Source organism: Pseudomonas sp. GW821-FHT01A09, assembly GCF_058986725.1.
This window is the reverse complement of record NZ_JBYSWB010000002.1, coordinates 136117-155368: the sequence shown is the minus strand read 5'-3', so window position 1 is coordinate 155368 and position 19252 is coordinate 136117. Positions and strand designations below refer to the sequence as shown.

Below are 19252 nucleotides of genomic sequence, written 5' to 3'. Positions count from 1 at the left end.
AGCTTGGCCAGGATCAGGGTTGCGAATGGATGTAATAGGGCAGGGTGTAGCCGTCGGCGCGGCCGGTGTAGGCCAGGCCCTTGCGCAGCGCCCAGTTGTTGGTGATGAAGAACAACGGGATCACACCAAGGTCATTGATCCCGGTTTCCCCGGCCTGGCGCAGCAGTGCCTCGCGTTTTTCGTTGTCGAGGGTGACCAGCGCCTGGTCCAGCAGTTGATCGAAATGCGGGTTGGAATAACGACCACGGTTGCCCTGGCCACGTTGCGGGCCGAAGGTCGCCAGCAACGGCCCGAGCACGCCGGAGGCTTCGCCGGTCTCGATGGCCGCGCCACCCATTACCAGGCTGAATTCACGCTTGGCGGCCTGGGGGAAATACACGCTGCCCGGCAGCGTGACGATCTGCGTCTGGATGCCGACCCTGCTCCACATCTGGCCGAGTGCCTGGGCAATCTTGGCATCATTGGGATAGCGGTCGTTGGAGGCATGAAAGGTCAGCTTGAAGCCGTTTTCGAGCCCGGCCTTTTTCAACAGCGCTTTGGCCTGCGCCGGATCGTAGGGGATCGGCTGGATGTTCGGCGACCAGCCAAAATAGCCCTTGGGCACCAGTTGCTCGGCGATGGTGCCTTGACCGTCAGCCATGCGCGCGATCAAGGCCTCACGGTTGATTGCCAGGGCCATGGCACGGCGCACATCGACCGAGCGCAACGGGTTTTTGCCGTCCGGGCCGGCAGCGAATGGCGAGACCTCGCGGTCCTGATCCGGGTGTAGATACAGAACCCGGTTGCTCGGCGCCGACACCACGTTCAGTGTGGCGTTGGCCTTGAGGCGGGCGACGTCTGGGGTCGGAATGCTCTCGATGGCGTCGACATCTCCGGCCAGTGCCGCCGATACGCGCGCACCGTCGGCAGCGATAAAGCGCAGCGTGACCTTGTCCCATTGCGCCGGCCCGGCCCAATAGCCGTCGTTGCGGGCCAGCGCTATATGGTCGTCACGTTGCCAGCCGACGAACCTGAACGGCCCGGTGCCGATGACGCCTTGGCCTTCATTGAGCTGCTGGGTGGTGAAGTGCTCCTCGCCGCGCGGCAAGATGCTGATCCGGCTCAAGTTGTTGGGCAGCAGCGGTGTGGCAGCGGCGGTCTTGAAGCGGATGGTCAGCTCATCGACCACCTGGATGTCGGTGATGTCCTTGACGTAGGGCAGGAACGAGCTGGGGCTGCTTTGCGCCGCCAGGGTGACGCGGCGAATTGAAGCCGCGACGTCCTGCGCGCCGAACGCCGAGCCGTCGTGAAACTTGACCCCGGGGCGCAGCTTGAATTCCCACTCGGTGTCGCTCAGCGGTTTCCAGGACAGCGCCAGGCCCGGTGTCAGGTTCTGCTTGGCATCCTGAATGATCAGCGGGTCGAAGATGTTGCGCGCTAGCGCGCTGTTCGAACCGCCGACATAAAATAGCGGGTCGAGGGAGGTCGCTGGTGCCGCCAAGGCCACGTTCAACTGGGCGGCGCTGGCCTGGCCGATCAGCGCGGTGACGACGAACAGGCCGGTCAGTAGAAATCGAGTCGGGGTCATTTGAGCGCTACCGTGTAGAAAATGAAGAAGCGGTTTTCGTCGATGCCACGGGTGAAGTTGGATCGGTAGGTACCGTTACGCCACTTCAGGCGGAAATTCTTCAACGGGCCGTGCGAGTCGAAGGCGAAGGTAGTGTCGGTGTTGCGTTCCCACTCGCGCCCGGTATAGCCGGCACGTTCGATTCCATCGCCACTGATGTACATGTTGCTGACGGTCAGGCCGGGAACGCCCAGATTGCGAAAGTTGTAATCGTATTGGCCCTTCCAGGAGCGCTCGCCGATTTCGCTGAAGGTGCCGATCAACTGGTAGTTGGTCAGGTAGGGGTCGGTACCAGAAATATACGGGAAGGCGGTGTCGCCGGTCGAACGCTGATACGAGGCGCTGACCTTGTGGGCGCCGGCGGCATAGCTGACCAGACCACTGTAGAGCAGGTTATCGACCTTGCCGCCCAACTGGTTACCGTCGTCCTTGCTGTTGAACACCCGCACATCGGCGGTCAGATTACCTTGCGCAAGATCCCAGCCCTTGGTCGCGCCGAAGAACTGCTGATTGTAGACATCTTCGAATCGCGCGTAGTAATAGCGGGTATTCAGGCCCAGCCCCTGGAACTTGTATTCACCGCCGGCGTAGTCGAAATTCTCCCGGCTGCCGATGGCCTTGTACCGTCCGTTGGTGGTTGCCAGTTGGATCGGCTCATAGGTCGTGGTGCTGCGGTTCATCACCTCGGTGAAGTGGCCGGCGTTCAAGGTTAGGCCGGGGATCTCTTGCGAGCTCACCCTGGCGCCGCGGTAAACCTGTGGCAACACGGCCCCATCGTAGAGCAACACCGGCAGGTAGCTGATCATGCTGCCGGCGTTGATAACTGTGTTGGATACCTTGACCTTGAGGGTCGGCATCACCTTGCCGGCAAAATCGTAGGCATCCTTATCGTCGTCGCGCTTGAGCAACACCCCCGAGTGAGCCTTTGACGAATCCAGGCGTACCGCCGCCATGCCGGTCAAGTCGAGCCCGAAGCCGACAGGGCCGGGCGTATAGCCGGACTGGAACTTGAGCTGGGTCAGCGAGGCGGTTTCGCGCCCGAACGAGGTCCCCGTGCCGGTGCGCCAGTCGCGGTTATAGGACAGTATCCTGCTATCGAGCGTCAGCTTGCTGTCGTCGAAAAAGCCTTGGGCATACAAGCTGGGTGTGAGTGAGCACAGCACTAGCGAACAAACGATCCTGCGCATGAAAATCCCCCGGTGTCGCAAATTGAGAACGGTGCACATGCTTCTTGATGAGCTCTGGCACTTGAAGGGGGGCGAGACTAGCAATCCAATCGGGGCGACCCAACGATTGGCTTTGAATATGCTTATGCTTTTTCGATGGGTTTAATTTGATCTGTGGGCTGTGATTTTATAAATATATGTATTTAAAGGAAAATTATTTTTATGTTCTGGATATTTTATCGGTGACGAGGTTTTAGTATCGGTTTTGCTAATGATTTATCCGAGTTTTTTTATTGGAGTTTTGTAGGGTTCAGGCGGATAAAGCCCACTTCTCAAACTTGCCAGGGACGCCAACATGACTTCATCCACAACCCCTCATCCTTCAGCCGTACCGCTGCCGGCGGCTGACTCGTTCGATATCGTCGTGGTCGGCGGTGGCGCTGCGGGCATCGGTATCAGTGCGCATTTGCTCAAGGCTGATGGGCACTTGCGTATCGCGGTGATCGAGCCTGCAGATTTCCATACCTACCAGCCTGGGCTGACCCTGGTGGGCGCCGGCGTGTTCAAGCCCGAGTCGCTGCGCCGCCGCACCGCAGCGTTGATGCCTGCGGGTGCCGTGTGGATCAAGGCACAGGTCACTGGCTTCGAACCAGAGCGCAATCAAGTGCAACTGGAAGGCAAACGTGCGCTTCAATACCAGCAACTGATCGTCTGCCCTGGCCTGCGGCTGGCATGGGAGGAGATCCCCGGCCTGCAAGAAAGCCTGGGCAAGCATGGCGTAGCCTCAAACTATCGAGCGGACCTGGCGGCCTATACCTGGCAGCTGGTGCGCGATCTGCGCCAGGGCACTGCTCTGTTCACGCAGCCGAGCATGCCGATCAAGTGCGCCGGAGCGCCGCAGAAAGCCCTGTACCTGGCCTGTGATCATTGGCGTCGCAGCGGGGTGCTCAAGGGTGTCGACGCGCAGTTCCATTCGGCAGGCGCGGTGCTGTTCGGGGTCGCGCATTTTGTCCCTGCGCTCAGCCGTTATATCGCTCGGTATGGTGTGGACCTGCAGCTCAATAGCCGCTTGATCGCTGTGGACGGGCGCAACCAGATAGCAACCTTCGAAGTAGCGCTGGCGGGCGGTGGTGTACACAGCATCGACAAGCCCTTCGACATGTTGCATGTGGTGCCACCACAGCGTCCGCATCACTGTGTGAGCGCCAGCCCGCTGGCGGATGATGCTGGCTGGTTGAAGGTCGATCCTGCCAGCCTGCAGCATGTCACCTACGCCAACGTGTTTGGCCTGGGCGATGCCTGCGGCACCAGCAATGCGAAGACTGCTGCGGCCGTTCGCAATCAGATCCGCGTGGTCAGCGCCAATCTCCTTGCACTTCGCGCGCAGCGGGCCTTGCCTGCGGCTTATGACGGCTATGGTGCGTGCCCGCTGACGGTCGAAAAGGGCAAGGTGATCCTTGCCGAGTTCGGTTATGGAGGGGCGCTGCTGCCCAGTTTTCCCTTCGATACCCGTGTCGCAAGGCGCTCGATGTGGTGGCTCAAGGCGCGTTTTCTACCGTGGTTCTATTGGAACCGCTTGTTGAAGGGGCGCGGCTGAGGGCTAGGTGCCAGGCACGATGCGCACCGACTTCTTGTGCGTGAACGCCAGGAAGCTGTAGTGCCCGTGATATTCCCCCATCCCGGAGGCGCCGACGCCGCCAAACGGCAGGTAGGGCGAGAACGCATGGAGCATCACGCCGTTGACCTGTGCATCCCCTGACTGGATGTGGTCGATGATCGGCTTGGCCGATTCAGTGTCACGGGTAAACACGTAGACGGCCAGGGGCTTGGCATGATGGCGGTTGATCGACTCGATCGCCTCGCCCACCGAATCGAAACTCAGCACTGGCAGGATCGGCCCGAATAATTCTTCGGCCATGAGCGCATCGTCCCAACCCACCTGGTCGACTACCGTGGCACTGAACAGCCGTTGTTCGGAGTCGCTGTGCCCACCTACCAGTACCTTGCCTTTGCTCTGTTGCAGCAACCCTTCGAGGCGGGTGACCTGCTTGCCGGTGACCACCTTGCCGGTCGCGTCGAGCGCCGGTAAATCGCGTTTGACCGCGTGCACCAGTTTACCCAGCAGCGCGTCCTTGACGCTGGCATGGGCATACAGGTAGTCCGGCGCGATGCATGTCTGGCCGCTATTGATGAACTTGCCGAACATCAGTTGCTCGACCACCTGATCGAGGTCGGCGTCCGGCAGCACGATCAGCGGGCATTTGCCACCCAGCTCCAGAATCACCGGGGTCAGGTGCTGCGCTGCGGCCTGCATGACCACCTTGCCGACGTTCGGGCTGCCGGTGAAGAAGATGAAATCGAAGGGCAGGCTGAGCAGATGGGTGTTCTGCGCCCGACCGCCTTGTACCACGGCGACGTACTCGGGTTCGAAGGCTTCGGTGATGATCTTTTCCAGCACCTGGGAGGTGTGCGGTGTGGTCTCCGAGGGTTTCAGGATCGCAGTGTTACCGCCGACGATGGCGCCGATCAGGGGGGTTAGGGTCAGGTTCACCGGGTAGTTGAACGGCCCGATGATGTAGCTCACGCCAAAGGGCTCCTGAGTGATGTAGCACTGCGACGGGGCGATGATCTCCGGGGTCGGTACCTGTTGTGGGGCAGCCCATTCATCCAGGTGCGCAAGGGCGAAATCGATCTCGTGGATCACTTCGCCGATTTCTGCCAGGTCGACGTGTTCGCGTGGCTTACCGAGGTCCTCTTGCAAAGCGGCATAAAGTGCCTCACGGTTGTTGAGCACCGCCGCTTTCAAGCGTTGCAGGCTGGCTTTGCGAAATTCCAGGTCGTAAGTCTGGCGGGTGGCGAAGAACTCTTTCTGGAGATTGAACAGGGTATCGATGGTGCTGGACGCGGGGTAGTTCATGGTGGCTCTCTTTGAGGGAGTCGAAAGGGGGCGGGTGGCAGCGCTTTGTAACGCGCGCGACAAGTGCTGCCGCCCCACCCAGGGGCGGGGCTCAGATAGCGTATTTGGCGATCTGGCTCTCTCTCCAGATGATCCCGGCGCCGGGCAGGTCGGCGATCACGGCGTTGCCCTTGGTGAAGGTCAGGGTCGGCTCAAGCACCGCGCCGGCGATGTCCAGGCGCTCTAGCCAGTGTGCCGTGGGCGACACGGCCAGCAGGTGCGCGCTGAACTCCTGAAACAGATGGCTCGAAAGCGGCAGGCTGAACTGTTGCGCCAATGCCGAGGCCCGTTGCCAGCCTGTTACACCCCCGATCTTCATCAGGTCAGCCATGGCCAGATTGCTGGCGCGGGCCTTGATGGACTTGAACATCTCTTCGGCGCCAAACCAGTTTTCGCCCATCTGGATGGGGACTTGCAGCGCTGCGTTGATCTGCGCGTGGCCTTCGTAGTCATACTGCGTGGTGGGCTCTTCGATCCAGCTCACGCCTTCTTGCTGCAGTACCAGGCCGCGACGTATCGCTTCGGGTACGTCCAGGCTCTGGTTGTAATCGACCATGATGGCGAAGTCCTCGCCTACGGCCTTGCGCATGCTGCGTAATACGCGCAGGTCTTCTGCCAGGGTGCTATAGCCGATCTTGGTCTTGACTGCGCGGAACCCGGCTTCGGCCGCGTCGACGGCGCGCGAGGTGGCCAGCTGTTCGCCGTCCATGCTATGGCTGTCGTAGCTCTGGATGGGCTTTAGCGAGCCCCCGAGCAATTTCGCGAGGGGTAGGTTCTGCGATTTGGCCAAGGCATCCCAGGCCGCCATGTCGATGCCCGCGGCAGCCATCCGTACCAGGCCGGTGAAGCCCAGCAGGCAGAAGCGCTTGCTCAGCTGGTGTTCGATGTCGACGGGGCTCAGCGATTGGCCGATGACCAGGGCGGCGGTGTCGTCGAGGATCTGCTTGAGCGCCTTGAGCGCCACGGGGGTGTAGGCGAACAGATAACTGTGGCCGGTGACACCCGCGTCGGTATGCAGGTCCACCAGTACCAATGGCGCGGTGGCCACCGTGCCTACGGCAGTATGAATAGGGTAGGTGAGCGGAACGTCGACCGCTCGGGAGGTGAGGCCAGTGATTTTTATATCAGACATCTCTTCACGCTCTTGATTGGCTGAGGGAGTGATTCGCTGAAGCAGTGGCAAGGGGCTCGACAGGCGCGGGCTGGTGGAGGTACTCGGGCGACAGTGCGGCGATGGAGGGGCAGCCGATTTGTGCCAGGGTGCGATCGATGTCGTCCTTGAGCAGGGTCAGGGCGTGGTCGACACCGACCTCGCCCCGGGCCGCCAATGCGTACAAGGTGGCGCGCCCCAGCAAAACGGCTTCGGCGCCCAGGGCCAGTGCCTTGACGATATCGGCGCCACGGCGGAAGCCACTGTCGATCAACACCGGCTCCTTGACCTGGCGTTTTGTCTCGGCCAGCACTTCGAGGGGCGAAATCGCCGTATCGAGTTGGCGTCCGCCGTGGTTGGAGAGGATCACGCCGTCGGCACCCTCGGCGATGCAGCGCGCAGCGTCTTCGGAACTGAGGATGCCCTTGACCAGCAGCGTATGTGGCCAGTGGTCACGCAACCAGCGGAACGACTCCCAGTTGAAGCTGGCGTCCATCTGGCGGCTCATCAAGGCCGCCTGGACCTCCAGGTTCGAAGCATCACTGCTGACGAAGTTGGCCAACTGCGGCATGCCATGCAGTAGCAGATCCAGCGACCAGCGTGGGTGCAGGCAGCCGTCGAGCATCACGCTGGGGGTATAGCTCATGGGCATCTTGAAGCGATTGCGCAGGTCCCGTTCGCGATAGCCGTTGACGCCCACATCGGCGGTCAGCACCAGCGTGGTGTAGCCGCTGGCAAAGGCGCGCTGGATCATTTGCTTGGCGAGGTCAATCTGCACGACGTATAGCTGAAACCACAGTTCGCCATCGCAACTGTTGGCGACTTCTTCGATAGAGAGGTTCGACGCCGTGGACAGCACGAAGGGGATACCGGCGCGGGTCGCAGCCTTTGCCAGCGCCAGGTCGCCTTTTGGCCACAGTGCGCCATTCAAGCCTGTAGGCCCGATCAACAGCGGCAGCGCCTGTTTCTTGCCCATCACACGGGTGCTCAGGTCCCGGCGACTGACGTCGATCAGGCGCTTGGGCTTGAAACGGATCTGCTCGAACACATTGCGATTATGGGCGATCCCCGTTTCGTCTTCGGCGCCGCCTTCCAGGTAGTCGAAAACCATCTTGGGCAGCCGCTTACGCGCGAGTTCGCGGTAGTCGGCAATGTTGAGGGGGGCGTTATTGGGCATTTTCGGGGCTCCTCAAGCGTTGGGCGCCAAGGTACTGACTTCGATCAGGATGGGCGCCTTGGCGGCGAGCGCGCTGGCGAGTGCATCGCGCAACTGGCCTTGGGTGTCTACCTTCACAGCATTCATGCCGTAGCCTTTGGCGAGCGCGCAGAAGTCGATCCCCGGCACATCCAGGCCTGGCACGTCTTCGACTTCCAGCACGCCGGCGAACCAGCGCAAGGCGCCGTAAGTACCGTTGTTCATGATGATGAAAATCGTCGGGATGTTGTATTGCACCGCCGTCCACAGCGCGCTGATGCTGTAGTTCGCCGAGCCATCGCCGATCACCGCAATCACCTGGCGATCCGGCTCGGCCAGTTGCACGCCTACTGCCGCTGGCATCGAGAAGCCCAGGCCGCCAGCGGCCGCAAAGTAGTAGCTACCCTGGTTCTGCATCGACAGCCGTTGCCACATCAGTGCGGTGGTGGAGGTCGATTCGTTCAGATAGATAGCATCTGCCGGGGCGATTGCGTCGAGGGTGTCGAATACTACTTCGGGACGCAGACGGCCGCTGCCCTGAACCACCGGCTCAGGCGCCGGCAGCGCGGATGGGAGAGGGCCTGGCGCTTCTTTGACACGCGAAGCAAGCTCACGCGCGGTCAGACCGACGTCACCCACGATGGCATCGCCCATGGGCGCGCGCGCCGCCTCGAGTGGATCACAGGTGATCGAGATCAAACGGGTGCCATCGGCCAGATATTGGCCTGGGTCGTACTGGTGGTAGCGGAACACCGGGGCGCCGAGTACCAGGATCAGATCGTGCTCGCCGAGCAGGCGCCCGATCGCGGCGATGCCGGCTGGCAGCAGCCCGCGGAAGCACGGGTGGCGGGTCGGGAAGGGGCACCGCGGCGCCGAAGGCGCTACCCACACCGGCGCCTTGAGGCGCTCGGCCAGGGCCACGCAATAATCGTTCGCCTTGGCCGCATCCACGTCGGGGCCCAGCACCAGCACCGGGTTGCGCGCCGTGGCCAATTGCGCCACCAGGTCACTGAGCAGTTCCTCGGAAGGCAGACCGGCGCTGACCACCTTGCGTTCCAGCAGGTGCACCGACTGCGGGTCCGCTTCGCGGGCCCAGTCGTCATAAGGCACCGACAGGTATACGGGACCTTGAGGCGCCATCGAGGCCATATGAATGGCCCGGCTCAGGGCGTGCGGCACTTCCTGCGCACTGGCTGGCTCGTAGCTCCACTTGACCAAGGGGCGTGGCAGGCTGGTTGCGTCAACGTTGGTCAGCAAGGCCTCGACGCCGATCATTGCGCGGGTCTGCTGGCCTGCGGTGATGATCAGTGGCGAATGGGAGTTCCAGGCGTTGCTCAGCGCCCCCATGCTATTGCCGGTGCCCGCGGCGGAGTGCAGGTTGACGAACGCGGGGATACCGGTGGCCTGGGCGTAGCCGTCTGCAATGCCTACTACCACGGCTTCCTGCAAGCCGAGGATGTAGGTGAAGTCTTTGGGAAAGTCTTTGAGGAACGGCAGCTCGTTGGAGCCGGGGTTGCCGAAAACCGTAGTGATGCCTTGCTTGCGTAGCAGGTCGTAACTCGTGGCGTGCACAGTCGTCATTGCAGTGATCTCGTTCAAGGTTTCTGCCCCTACGGTAAGAGCAGAACTTGAATAGATCAAATAGATGGTATTTCTGATAAATATACGAATTATCTATTTTTGTGCGTGAGGTGATTGGCTCATAGGTCCTTCAGTGTTTCTTTCAATAGTCCGCAAAACCAACGCTGCGCCAGGATATCGCTGTCGTGGTCGTGCCATTGCAGGCTGATCTCGATGGGAGGGACAGGCAGGGGGAGGTCGACCACCCTGGTGGCGCTGCGTGACGCGAACATATGCGCGACCCGAGAGGGTAGCGTCACCAGTAAAGCGCTGCTCGACACCACCTCGGGCAGCACGCTGAAATGCGGCACGCGTAGGCGCACTTGGCGTTCCAGGCCAGCCTCGCGCAAGCGGTCTTCAACGACGTGATGGCCAGTCCCTTCGGAGACCACCGCGTGGCGTTCGTCCAGGTATTGTTCGAGGGTCATGCTGGCGCCTATGCGCGGATGGTTTTCTGCGACCAGGCAAACATAACGCTCATGGAAAATCAGATCGCAGTTGGCGTCCAGGGGAGACTCACTACGGTTGCAGATCGCAGCATCGATCTTGCCGGTTTTCAGCCACTCGCCCAGCCTGGTGATTTCGATCTGGATGATTTCCAGTTCGGCCTGGGGCGCGTGCTTTTGCAGCGCCTGCAGGATATAGGGCAGGAAATACACCTCACCCAGATCGGTCAACGCCAGACGAAAGGCTCGCGAGGATACCCGCGGGTCGAAGTGGCTGGTCTGGGCAATGGCGCGCTCTATTTCCGAGAGCGAATAGCGAAACTTGGCGTAGAGCTGAGTGGCCAGGAAAGTCGGTTGCATGCCATCGCGGCTGCGCTTGAACAGTGGATCGTTCAGGAGGTCGCGCAGGCGTGCCAGCGCATAGCTCACCGAGGGTTGGGTCACATGTAGGCGATCGGCGGCGCCACTGACGCTGCCGGTTTCGAAAATAGTGACGAACACGCGGACCAGATTGAGATCGATCATGATTATCCGTATAGCCTGTATTTATAGTTGTAACAAAAAAATATCTATTTGATCTATCCGGAGTGTATCCATATTGTCGGCGAACAGGAACCTGCCCACTGCGCCAGGCCTGCACCGACAATAATAAGAGTACCTCCCATGCGTGCGATCTATGCGTCTGAAGTCGTCAATGCTGCGCGGCTCAATTCCTTCCATTACCTCCTGGTGTTCTGGTGTTCGTTCATCATGATGTTCGATGGCTATGACCTGGTCATTTATGGGTCGGTCCTGCCCCATGTGATGAGTGAGTGGTCCCTGACTCCAGGTGAAGCCGGTGTGCTAGGTGCCAGTTCGATGGCCGGCATGATGTTTGGCGCCGTTACACTGGGTACCCAGGCGGACCGCTTCGGGCGACGCCGTATGATCCTGTTTTGCGTGGCGCTGTTCAGTCTGGCGGCGCTGGCCAACGCGTTTGCAACCGGGCCTGGCAGTTTTGCAACGTGTCGTTTCCTGACCGGTGCCGGGCTTGGCGGTGTGGTACCCAATCTGGTGACCATTCTCAAGGAAATGTCGCCTGGGTCATGCCGTAATCGGCTGATCAACTTGATGCTCAGTTTTTTCGCTGTGGGCGGGCTGCTGTCGGGGCTGGCCGGCATCTATCTGATCCCCATGGCAGGCTGGCACTCGCCGTTCTATCTCGCCGGGCTGTCATTGCTCGCATTGCCGTTGCTCTACAAGACTCTTCCCGAGTCGGTCGCCTACTTGCTGCAACGCGACCGCCAAGCCGAAGTGGACGCCGTGCTGCGCCGTATCAATACCGAACACAAGCCCGAGGGTGAGGTCATCTACCTGTTGGATACTACCGAACAGGGGGCTGCCGGAAAAACCTCGCTGGTGGTCTTGTTCGACGATGCTCGCGCGTTGAGTACGTTGATGCTTTGGCTGGGCTTCGGCATGTGCATGTTGATGGTCTACGGGTTGAATACCTGGCTGCCCAAGCTGATGAGCAGCGGCGGTTATCCGTTGGGTTCCAGTATCGTCTTTTTGGTGGTGATGAACGTCGGTTCGCTGATAGGCACCTTGATCAGTGGCGTGATCGCGGACCGGTGGGGCTGCAAAAAGACCCTCGTCCTGTTCTTCGCGCTGGCGGCGCTGTCGATCTCGTTGCTCGGCATTCGCCCAGACATGACGACGCTTTACGCCCTGCTGTTGCTAGCTGGCGGTTCCACGGTGGGGTGCCTGTCGGTGGTGCATACCCTGGCGGCTGACCTATACCCTGCCCACGTGCGCTCTACCGGGGTTAGCATGGCTGCGGCGGTGGGGCGGTGCGGCGCCGTTACAGGGCCTCTGGTAGGCGGCTTGCTGCTCAGTCTGGGTCTGCCGTTCGAGCAGAACTTCATCGTCTTCGCTGCGCCAGCAGTGGTGGCCGTCTTCGCCGTACTCCTGGTGGCCTACCGTCCCTCAATGGCGACCGCGACCTCTCGAGCTCGACCCCAGCAAGGTCTATAAGGGTGCCAGCCGGCCGCGCCGTCAGTCCATGACGGGCAGCCAGGCCTGGGCGTTTGCTGCTGCTTATAAAACAACAACAAGATCGCAACAGGAGTAGGACATGAAACCGTCCGTACGCTACGGCGCAGTGAGTGCCATGGTCAGCTTGTGCCTGGGCCCCACGGCACGTGCAGACTTTTTCACCGATAGCCAGATGACCTTGGGCTTGCGCAACTTTTACGTCGACCGTGACTTCAAGCAACGGGATGCACCTAAATCCCGGGTCGGGAGCTGGAGCCAAGGCTTTGACCTCAAGTACCGCTCCGGTTACACCGACGGACCGGTGCAGTTCGGCCTTGAGGCCAGCACCCAGTTCGCCTATCGCCTGGATGGCGGAGGGGGGCGTGGCCCCGACAGCGTTCTGCCCTACGACGCCAGCAAAGGCGAGCCCGTACATGACTACGGTCGATCCGGTGTTACGGCTAAAGTGCGAGCCTCCAAGACCGAGCTGCGGGTGGGCGAGCACCGGCCAACCTTGCCGGTGGCCTACACCGACGACTCCCGGCAGCTGATGACGACCTATCAAGGGGCGACAGTCGAGTCCCGTGAATGGGACAAGCTGACCCTCAACGCCGGGCGGTTCTGGAAGATCGCCACGCGGGAGTCTACCAATCAGGAAGACATTTACCTGTTCGGGCGCAGCCCTGCGCAGCACAGTGACGGGCTTGATTTCGCAGGCGCGCGGTACGACTTCAGCCCGACCTTCAATGGCACTTATTACTACAGCCGCCTGCAGGACATCTATCAGCAGCACTATCTTGGCCTGGCGCAAACCACCGATCTGGGCGCCGGGTATAGCCTCAAGAGCGATGTTCGGTACTACCACAACAGTGAAGACGGTCAGCAAGTGGCCGGCCGCGTCGATAATCGGTCGCTGGGGGTGATGACCGCCCTGCGCAAGGGCGCGGCCACCTACACCCTGGGCTACCAGCGCATGTACGGCGAGGATGCGTTCCCGTTGCTCAACGGCTATGTGCCCGCGCAGTACCTGGTCAATTGGTCGGTACTGGGCTTTTACAAGGCCCAGGAGCGATCGTGGCAAGCTCGTTATGACTATGACTTCGTGGCCATGGGAGTCCCCGGCCTCAAACTGATGCTGCGCTACCTGCGTGGCACTGACATCAAGCGCGGCGCCAATCTGCAGGACAACGTCGAGAGCGAAGGGAACATCACCCTCAATTATGTCGTGCAGAGTGGTCCGCTGCAGGGGCTTGGCCTTGAGGCAAGGCATATAGCGACCCAGGCACGCTATGGGGCAGAGTTCGATGAAAACCGTTTGATCGCGACTTACACCTGGAAACTGTTTTAGGCAAGCGCTGCCCCTCAGTGCCCACAGGACCGACAAAGCTGGCGCCAGGGCCTGCTTTGTCGCTCAATCGTCAGCGTCGGGCTCGTCGACGATGAGCTTCGCCGCTAGCAGCGGCGCGGCCTGCTCGGTGTTTCGCGTCAGCAACGGCCGTCGCGCAGTACGGTCGACCATCAACTGCAGCACGTCGGGTCTGGCGTAGTGGCCCACCGGGTCCAGGGCCGCTTTCGCAACGCTGATTGCGCCCAGGTCGATGTCTGCGTACAGGATGCCTTCTTCGGTTTCCGGGATGGGCTCGCATAATGGCGCGCCGTCGGGACCGTAGATCATGGCAAAGCCGCCGCCTTCGCGCAGCAGCGCGGATTTTTCCGGGCTGTCGACCAGCAACTCCAGCATAGCCTTATCGACAATGGCGCACGGTGCCAGCACGAAGCACTGACCTTCAAGCGCATAGACTTGCGAGGCGGCATTGTTGGCGGCTGCGCTGAGCTGGAACGCGGCCCCACGATAGACCGAGAAGCTTGGCCATGCGGCAACATGCACCTGCTCGTGTTGGGCGTACATCGCGAATTTGGACAACGGCTGCAGATGCTCCGCGCAATTGAGCGCGCCCAGACGGCCCAATGCAGTAGGGTAAACCGCCAGGTCGCTACCATCCCCTTCGCCAAAAACCGAGCGCTCGACGTGGGTGGGCTTGAGCTTGCGTCGGTTACCGACCAACTGACCCTGGTCGTTGAAGATGGCCTGCGACAGATAAAGGCTTCCCCCGCTGCGCTCGACATACCCCATCACCAGATGAATGTGGTATCGCAGCGCTGCGCGACCCAGGCGTTGAAAAGACTCACTGTCGACCTCCAACGCGTTCCCGAAATAGCGCTGTACGAAGCGCATGCCGCTGGCCGGCGCCTCGGTCCAGATCCACCATGGGTAGCCAGGGATCCACACTTCTGGAAACGCGATCAGCGAGGCGCCTTGATCGGCGGCCTGAGCAATCAGCTCGATGGCTTTGTCGATGCTTTTTTCCACATCTAGAAAGGCTGGCGCAGCTTGTACCGCGGCGACCTTGTAACGTTGTTGAACCGTCATGATCGATACTCCCGTTCAGAATAAATATGCCAGGCGAAGGTTGACCCGCAGGTTTTCCTTGGGCCCGTTGTTGACGTTGAGGTCTTGTCCAGCCTGGGTTTGCAGGTGGATCTTGGGCGTGAAGGAATGAGCCCAGGTCACTAGGTAGCGATCAGTGTTCAGGCCGTCATCCAGCGCCTGGCCGTCCAGCCGGTTCTCGCCGCCGGTGGTGTGGATGTAGGTCAGCCCCACTTGGTTGATGGGGTTGACGACATAGCGCAGGTGCGCCTGGACCTCGAAGATCGGGTCCTGCTTTAGCGTTGCGCCCAGGTAGTCGTCGTTCGTGCCGAACCAGTCACGCTCCAGGGTCATTTCACCGTATAGCCGGTGCGGGATAAGCGCCTGCACGTAGTTGATTTCGAAGGCACCTTTCCAGCGGTTCTCGCCGATGTTCATCGCTCCCTTGTCAGCGTCGTAACTGCCTATCGGTACGCCGATGTAGGTGCCGAGACTGAAGTAACGCTCATTGACCGTATCGTTGAGAAACCAGATATTGCCACCCACGAACGGGTCGCCAAAGGCGCTTTCGGAGCCAGGACTGTCGCCGCCCATTTTCAGATGGCCCCAAGGCACGATCACCTGGGGCGTCACTAGAAAGCCCGCTAATGTGGTCCATTTCACGTAGCGAGCCAGGACAATATCGCTGTCCAGACGAAAGTCGCCGTTGGCTTTATGGCCGTCCACCATCACCCTGTTGCGCTCGGCGTGCTGGTAGTACAGCACACCCAAATTAGTACCGGCAGGCAGCGTGGCGGAGTCGCCCGGCTCGGTGGTGACTAGATAGGCATTGGCGCTGGTGGCATGCAGCGCCAATGAGGCGGCGGCGCTATAGAGGGAGGTACGCACGTAGCGGGGCGGTACGTTCATGGTCTTGGCTCGATCAGAAGGTAGAAGGCTCGTGGATCTCGGATCAGTTCGCTGGCGCCGGCTGGCGGCCGAGGATCCCTTGCAGCGTCAGCGCGACGGCGAGCAGGTGGGCATCGCTGTGGGGCAAGCCGTCAATCTCCAGGCCTACCGGCAGTGCAGGCTCACCGGCTAATCCGGCAGGCAAGCTGATGCCCGGCAAGCTGACATTACTGCCTGGGTCGGCGTTGCGGATCATTCGGCCGAATGCCTCGAAACGAGTAGCCTCGGGGTTGCTGGCGATGGCCAGATCCGGTGTTGTCGGGAAGATCAGCGCATCCAGGCCGTGGCGGCTGAACACGCTTTGATACTGCTCGAACATCTGCCCGCGGCCATGGTCCATGGCCCAGCGATACGCCGCGTGCAAGTCACCCGTATGGCCATCGGCGGTGGGGATTTTTTGCGGCATGATGAAGCGGTCGAAAATTGACTTCACATCCGGGCTGCTGATCTGGCTCACCAGTCGTTCGAGCGTGACGCCGGTATCGTTGCGTTGCAGGTAGTCATCCAGGGCCGACTTGCCCTCGTATAGCGCGATCGGCATACCGACCAAGGCGTCGAGCTCCAGCAGCCCCGGCATCGATACGGGGACCAGTTGCACGCCCGCTTGTTCGAGTTGTGCCAACGCCTCGCGGCTGCGAGACGCAACGGCCGGTTCCAGCGTTTGCCAGAATTGCTCGGGCACGCCCAGGCGTATCTGCCTGGCGGTCAGCGCCGGAGCAGGGGCCTGACCGGTGATAATCTGATCCAGCAGGATCGCATCCTCGACCGAGCGGGTCATGGGCCCTGCCGTATCGCGGGTCGGGGAGATAGGAGTGATGCCTTCCTGGCTATAGCGGCCCACGGTGGGGCGCAAGCCAACGCAGCCATTGAGCGCGCACGGCTGGCGTATCGAGCCACCGGTGTCGGTCCCTAACGCCGCCGGTACAAGGCGCGCCCCGACTGCGGCGGCGCTGCCTGATGAGGAGCCACCGGCAATACGGCTGGCATCGTAAGCGTTACGCACTCCGATCACGCCCGGTACGTGGAACGCAGTGTTGTAGCCCGAGGTTCCGTAGGCCAGTTCCTGCATATTGGTCTTGCCGATAATGATCGCGCCGGCGGCTACCAGGCGGTCGATGATCGGTGCGTTACGCTGCGGGTAAAACGTCGCCAGGCCAGGTGTTCCGGCGGTGTTGGCAAACCCTTGGACCTGTATATTGTCCTTGACGGCGATGGGCACTCCGCCCAGCGGCAGGCAGGCTGCACCGCTGGCCAGATAGCGGTCGTAGGCGTCCGCTTTGGCCAGCGCGGCCTGAGCGTCTACTGAAATAAAGGCATTGAGGCCTGCGTGCGCATCGATACGTTGTAGCCACACTTGGGTCAGTTGCCGGCTGCTGACGGCTTTAGCGCAGATCAGCGCGGCGGCTTCACTGGCGGTGAGCTCGAACAGATCGTCAGGCAGATGGGCAGCGCAAGCGCTGGTGGTAGCGAGTGCCAGAGGGGCACCTTTCAGCCATTGGGTATATCGCATAGCTCGTCCCTTTCGATAACAGCGGCGTTGCTGCCATGGGACGAACTTAACGATTGGCTGGGGGCGTTGGCTTCCTCAAGATTGAGGAGGGCTCGGCGAGCTCAAAAATGACGGGACAATTGCGTGCGGTTGGCGCACTCGAGTTTACCCATGGCGCTGTTCAAATGGGTTCTGACTGTGGTGAATGCGATGCCCAGTATGCGTGCGACTTCTTTGTCGCTTGCACCACTAGCGACCAGCCGCGCGACGTCGGCTTCACGCTTGGACAGCCGCGGGTCAACCGCGGGCGCGGGCGCCAGCGCCCTGACGAAATACGGCGTCAACTCATTAAGGATACGCTCCTCTCGCTCGCCGAAAGGCGGGTCGCCAGCGCCACGCCAGATCCGCAGATCGCCCACATCCTGGCCTTTCGCGAAGAAGTACACGTTGATCCCATGATGCATGCCGGCGGGTCGCAGGAAGTCGCAATAGAACTGGCTATGGACCAGTTGGCTGCGCCGGATGACGCGGTCGACGTTGGTGGCGCAAGCAGTGGCCCGTAGTGCCGGGGTGACGATATCCACCTGATGCAGGTAGCTATCATAGGCCTGCAACTGGCGTTCATCGATATTGCGCGATACACGTCGGGTAGAGCGTTGTAGCCCTTCGTCCCAGACGAAGGAGGCCGCATAGTCAGCCCGCAGCAGCTGGCTGACGCGATCGAGCACTGCTGCCCTGGCGTCGGCTTTGCCGCGATACTCGCAGAGTCGCCAAGTGATCTCGGCGACATGGTCCAGTTCGGAGGTGTTCAGTTGCGAAGGCATCAGCCTGATTCCTGCACGACTTCTAGTGATAAAAATCGAAGCAAGAATCAGGCCTCGTAGTCACGCTCGCGGGCGTTGCATCACCCGCCTCAAGGCACGAAGCGCACCGACTTCTTGTGAGTGAAGGTCAAAAAACTGTAGTGCCCGTGATATTCCCCCATCCCGGAATTGCCCACGCCGCCGAAAGGCAGGTATGGCGAGAACACATGCACCAGTACGCTGTTGACCATGGCGTCACCAGATTGCACGTTGGCGATGATCGGCTTGGCCTGCTCGGCATCGCCGGTGAACACATACAACGCCAAGGGCTTGGCATGGTTGTGGTTGATGCCTTCCACCGCTTCATTCACCGTTTCGAAGCTCAGTACCGGCAGTATCGGCCCGAACAGCTCCTCGGCCATCAGTGCGTCGTCCCACTGCACCTCGTCCACTACGGTCGCGCTGAAGACGCGCCGCTGCGCATCGGCCTGGCCTCCTATCAGGGTTTTACCGCGGCTGTGTTCGAGCAGCGATTGCAGTTTTTCGACTTGACGCGAGGTCACCAGTTTGCCGGTGGAATCGATGTCGGGCAGTTGCTGGGCGATCGCTTCGACCAGCCTGCCGAGCAAATCCTGCTTGATGCTGCTATGCACGTAGAGGTAATCCGGAGCAATGCAGGTCTGACCGCTGTTGATGAACTTGCCGAACAACAGTTGCTCGACCACCTGGTTCAGGTTGGCGTCTGGCAGCACCACCAAGGGGCATTTGCCTCCCAGCTCCAGTACCACGGGCGTCAGGTGCTCCGCGGCAGCGCGCATGACCACCTTGCCGACGTTCGGGCTGCCGGTGAAGAAGATGAAATCGAAGGGCAGGCCGAGCAGATGAGTATTTTGTTCCCGCCCACCTTGGACCACGGTGACATACGCCGGGTCGAACGCTTGGGCAATGATGTCTTGCAGCACAGCCGAGGTGCGCGGAGTAGTCTCGGAGGGTTTGAGAATCACTGTGTTGCCGCCGATGAGCGCACCGACCAGAGGGGTCAGGGTCAGATTTACCGGGTAATTGAAAGGGCCAATGACGTAGACGACCCCGAACGGCTCCTGGGTGACGAAGCTTGTAGAGGGCGCAAGGCTGGCCGGGGTCTCGACGGGCTGGGGGGTGGCCCAGTCATCCAGATGCTCCAGGGCAAAGTCGATTTCATGCACGACGGCGCCGATCTCCGCAAGGTCGACATGCTCGCGAGGCTTGCCCAGGTCATCCTCGAGCGCCGTGTAGAGTGCTTCTCGGTGACTCAGCACGGAGTCTTTAAGGCGCTGCAAGCCTTGTTTGCGAAAGGCGATGTCATAGGTCGCGCGTGAGGCGAAGAAGGCCTTCTGGTCGGCGAATGCATCGTCGATGGTCTGGTTGTCGGTGTAGCTCATGGGGAAGTACC

The 19252-nt window shown here is 60.9% G+C and carries 15 protein-coding genes; 3 read left to right on the top strand and 12 right to left on the bottom strand.

The window, feature by feature from the left end:
- Positions 1–13 precede the first annotated feature (13 nt).
- Positions 14–1567 (bottom strand): ABC transporter substrate-binding protein, encoded by a 1554-nt coding sequence (locus AC3WJP_RS02960; protein ID WP_493719739.1) that lies wholly within the window; start codon positions 1565–1567, stop codon positions 14–16.
- On the bottom strand, positions 1564–2793 hold the full coding sequence (locus AC3WJP_RS02955; protein WP_493719738.1) for an OprD family outer membrane porin: 1230 nt from the start codon (positions 2791–2793) through the stop codon (positions 1564–1566). The genes AC3WJP_RS02960 and AC3WJP_RS02955 overlap by 4 nt, the downstream gene beginning before the upstream one ends.
- Positions 2794–3127: 334 nt before the next feature.
- On the opposite strand from AC3WJP_RS02955, the gene AC3WJP_RS02950 reads away from it, so the two are divergent.
- Positions 3128–4369, top strand: coding sequence for an NAD(P)/FAD-dependent oxidoreductase (locus AC3WJP_RS02950; protein ID WP_493719737.1), 1242 nt, complete (start codon positions 3128–3130; stop codon positions 4367–4369).
- 3 nt (positions 4370–4372) lie between these two features.
- Here the strand turns inward: AC3WJP_RS02950 and mdlD (AC3WJP_RS02945) are convergent, their stop codons facing one another.
- The 5 genes from mdlD (AC3WJP_RS02945) to AC3WJP_RS02925 form a co-directional block, all read right to left on the bottom strand.
- On the bottom strand, positions 4373–5689 hold the full coding sequence (gene mdlD, locus AC3WJP_RS02945) for an NAD(P)-dependent benzaldehyde dehydrogenase MdlD (protein WP_493719736.1): 1317 nt from the start codon (positions 5687–5689) through the stop codon (positions 4373–4375).
- Between the two features lie 91 nt (positions 5690–5780).
- Complete coding sequence (locus AC3WJP_RS02940) at positions 5781–6860, bottom strand: enolase C-terminal domain-like protein (protein ID WP_493719735.1); 1080 nt, start codon at positions 6858–6860, stop codon at positions 5781–5783.
- A 4-nt stretch (positions 6861–6864) separates the two neighbouring features.
- Positions 6865–8055: an alpha-hydroxy-acid oxidizing protein gene (locus AC3WJP_RS02935; protein ID WP_493719734.1), complete on the bottom strand. Its 1191-nt coding sequence runs from the start codon at positions 8053–8055 to the stop codon at positions 6865–6867.
- 12 nt (positions 8056–8067) lie between these two features.
- The gene (mdlC, locus tag AC3WJP_RS02930) at positions 8068–9654 is read right to left on the bottom strand and encodes a benzoylformate decarboxylase (protein WP_493719733.1); all 1587 of its coding nucleotides are present in this window, start codon (positions 9652–9654) and stop codon (positions 8068–8070) included.
- A 119-nt stretch (positions 9655–9773) separates the two neighbouring features.
- The gene (locus AC3WJP_RS02925) at positions 9774–10664 is read right to left on the bottom strand and encodes a LysR family transcriptional regulator (protein ID WP_493719732.1); all 891 of its coding nucleotides are present in this window, start codon (positions 10662–10664) and stop codon (positions 9774–9776) included.
- Between the two features lie 138 nt (positions 10665–10802).
- Between AC3WJP_RS02925 and AC3WJP_RS02920 the strand changes: the two genes are divergently transcribed.
- Positions 10803–12152 (top strand): MFS transporter, encoded by a 1350-nt coding sequence (locus AC3WJP_RS02920; protein ID WP_493719731.1) that lies wholly within the window; start codon positions 10803–10805, stop codon positions 12150–12152.
- 100 nt (positions 12153–12252) lie between these two features.
- Positions 12253–13500, top strand: coding sequence for an OprD family porin (locus AC3WJP_RS02915; RefSeq protein WP_493719730.1), 1248 nt, complete (start codon positions 12253–12255; stop codon positions 13498–13500).
- Between the two features lie 63 nt (positions 13501–13563).
- Here AC3WJP_RS02915 and AC3WJP_RS02910 read toward each other — a convergent pair whose 3' ends face one another.
- The 5 genes from AC3WJP_RS02910 to mdlD (AC3WJP_RS02890) form a co-directional block, all read right to left on the bottom strand.
- A complete protein-coding gene (locus AC3WJP_RS02910; RefSeq protein ID WP_493719729.1) occupies positions 13564–14583 on the bottom strand; it encodes a carbon-nitrogen hydrolase family protein in 1020 nt (339 codons plus the stop codon).
- A gap of 15 nt (positions 14584–14598) precedes the next feature.
- Positions 14599–15489 (bottom strand): transporter, encoded by an 891-nt coding sequence (locus AC3WJP_RS02905; RefSeq protein WP_493719728.1) that lies wholly within the window; start codon positions 15487–15489, stop codon positions 14599–14601.
- 43 nt (positions 15490–15532) lie between these two features.
- The gene (gene iaaH / locus AC3WJP_RS02900) at positions 15533–17038 is read right to left on the bottom strand and encodes an indoleacetamide hydrolase (protein ID WP_493719727.1); all 1506 of its coding nucleotides are present in this window, start codon (positions 17036–17038) and stop codon (positions 15533–15535) included.
- A gap of 101 nt (positions 17039–17139) precedes the next feature.
- The gene (locus AC3WJP_RS02895; protein ID WP_493719726.1) at positions 17140–17841 is read right to left on the bottom strand and encodes a helix-turn-helix transcriptional regulator; all 702 of its coding nucleotides are present in this window, start codon (positions 17839–17841) and stop codon (positions 17140–17142) included.
- Positions 17842–17930: 89 nt separating this feature from the next.
- On the bottom strand, positions 17931–19241 hold the full coding sequence (gene mdlD, locus AC3WJP_RS02890) for an NAD(P)-dependent benzaldehyde dehydrogenase MdlD (RefSeq protein WP_493719725.1): 1311 nt from the start codon (positions 19239–19241) through the stop codon (positions 17931–17933).
- Between the last annotated feature and the right edge of the window lie 11 nt (positions 19242–19252).

Excerpts from the sequence above, each read along its gene's own strand:
- AC3WJP_RS02960 (WP_493719739.1), bottom strand. The coding sequence starts at position 1,567 with ATGACCCCGACTCGATTTCTACTGACCGGCCTGTTCGTCGTCACCGCG.
- AC3WJP_RS02955 (WP_493719738.1), bottom strand. The coding sequence starts at position 2,793 with ATGCGCAGGATCGTTTGTTCGCTAGTGCTGTGCTCACTCACACCCAGC.
- AC3WJP_RS02950 (WP_493719737.1), top strand. The coding sequence starts at position 3,128 with ATGACTTCATCCACAACCCCTCATCCTTCAGCCGTACCGCTGCCGGCG.
- mdlD (WP_493719736.1), bottom strand. The coding sequence starts at position 5,689 with ATGAACTACCCCGCGTCCAGCACCATCGATACCCTGTTCAATCTCCAG.
- AC3WJP_RS02940 (WP_493719735.1), bottom strand. The coding sequence starts at position 6,860 with ATGTCTGATATAAAAATCACTGGCCTCACCTCCCGAGCGGTCGACGTT.
- AC3WJP_RS02935 (WP_493719734.1), bottom strand. The coding sequence starts at position 8,055 with ATGCCCAATAACGCCCCCCTCAACATTGCCGACTACCGCGAACTCGCG.
- mdlC (WP_493719733.1), bottom strand. The coding sequence starts at position 9,654 with ATGACGACTGTGCACGCCACGAGTTACGACCTGCTACGCAAGCAAGGC.
- AC3WJP_RS02925 (WP_493719732.1), bottom strand. The coding sequence starts at position 10,664 with ATGATCGATCTCAATCTGGTCCGCGTGTTCGTCACTATTTTCGAAACC.
- AC3WJP_RS02920 (WP_493719731.1), top strand. The coding sequence starts at position 10,803 with ATGCGTGCGATCTATGCGTCTGAAGTCGTCAATGCTGCGCGGCTCAAT.
- AC3WJP_RS02915 (WP_493719730.1), top strand. The coding sequence starts at position 12,253 with ATGAAACCGTCCGTACGCTACGGCGCAGTGAGTGCCATGGTCAGCTTG.
- AC3WJP_RS02910 (WP_493719729.1), bottom strand. The coding sequence starts at position 14,583 with ATGACGGTTCAACAACGTTACAAGGTCGCCGCGGTACAAGCTGCGCCA.
- AC3WJP_RS02905 (WP_493719728.1), bottom strand. The coding sequence starts at position 15,489 with ATGAACGTACCGCCCCGCTACGTGCGTACCTCCCTCTATAGCGCCGCC.
- iaaH (WP_493719727.1), bottom strand. The coding sequence starts at position 17,038 with ATGCGATATACCCAATGGCTGAAAGGTGCCCCTCTGGCACTCGCTACC.
- AC3WJP_RS02895 (WP_493719726.1), bottom strand. The coding sequence starts at position 17,841 with ATGCCTTCGCAACTGAACACCTCCGAACTGGACCATGTCGCCGAGATC.
- mdlD (WP_493719725.1), bottom strand. The coding sequence starts at position 19,241 with ATGAGCTACACCGACAACCAGACCATCGACGATGCATTCGCCGACCAG.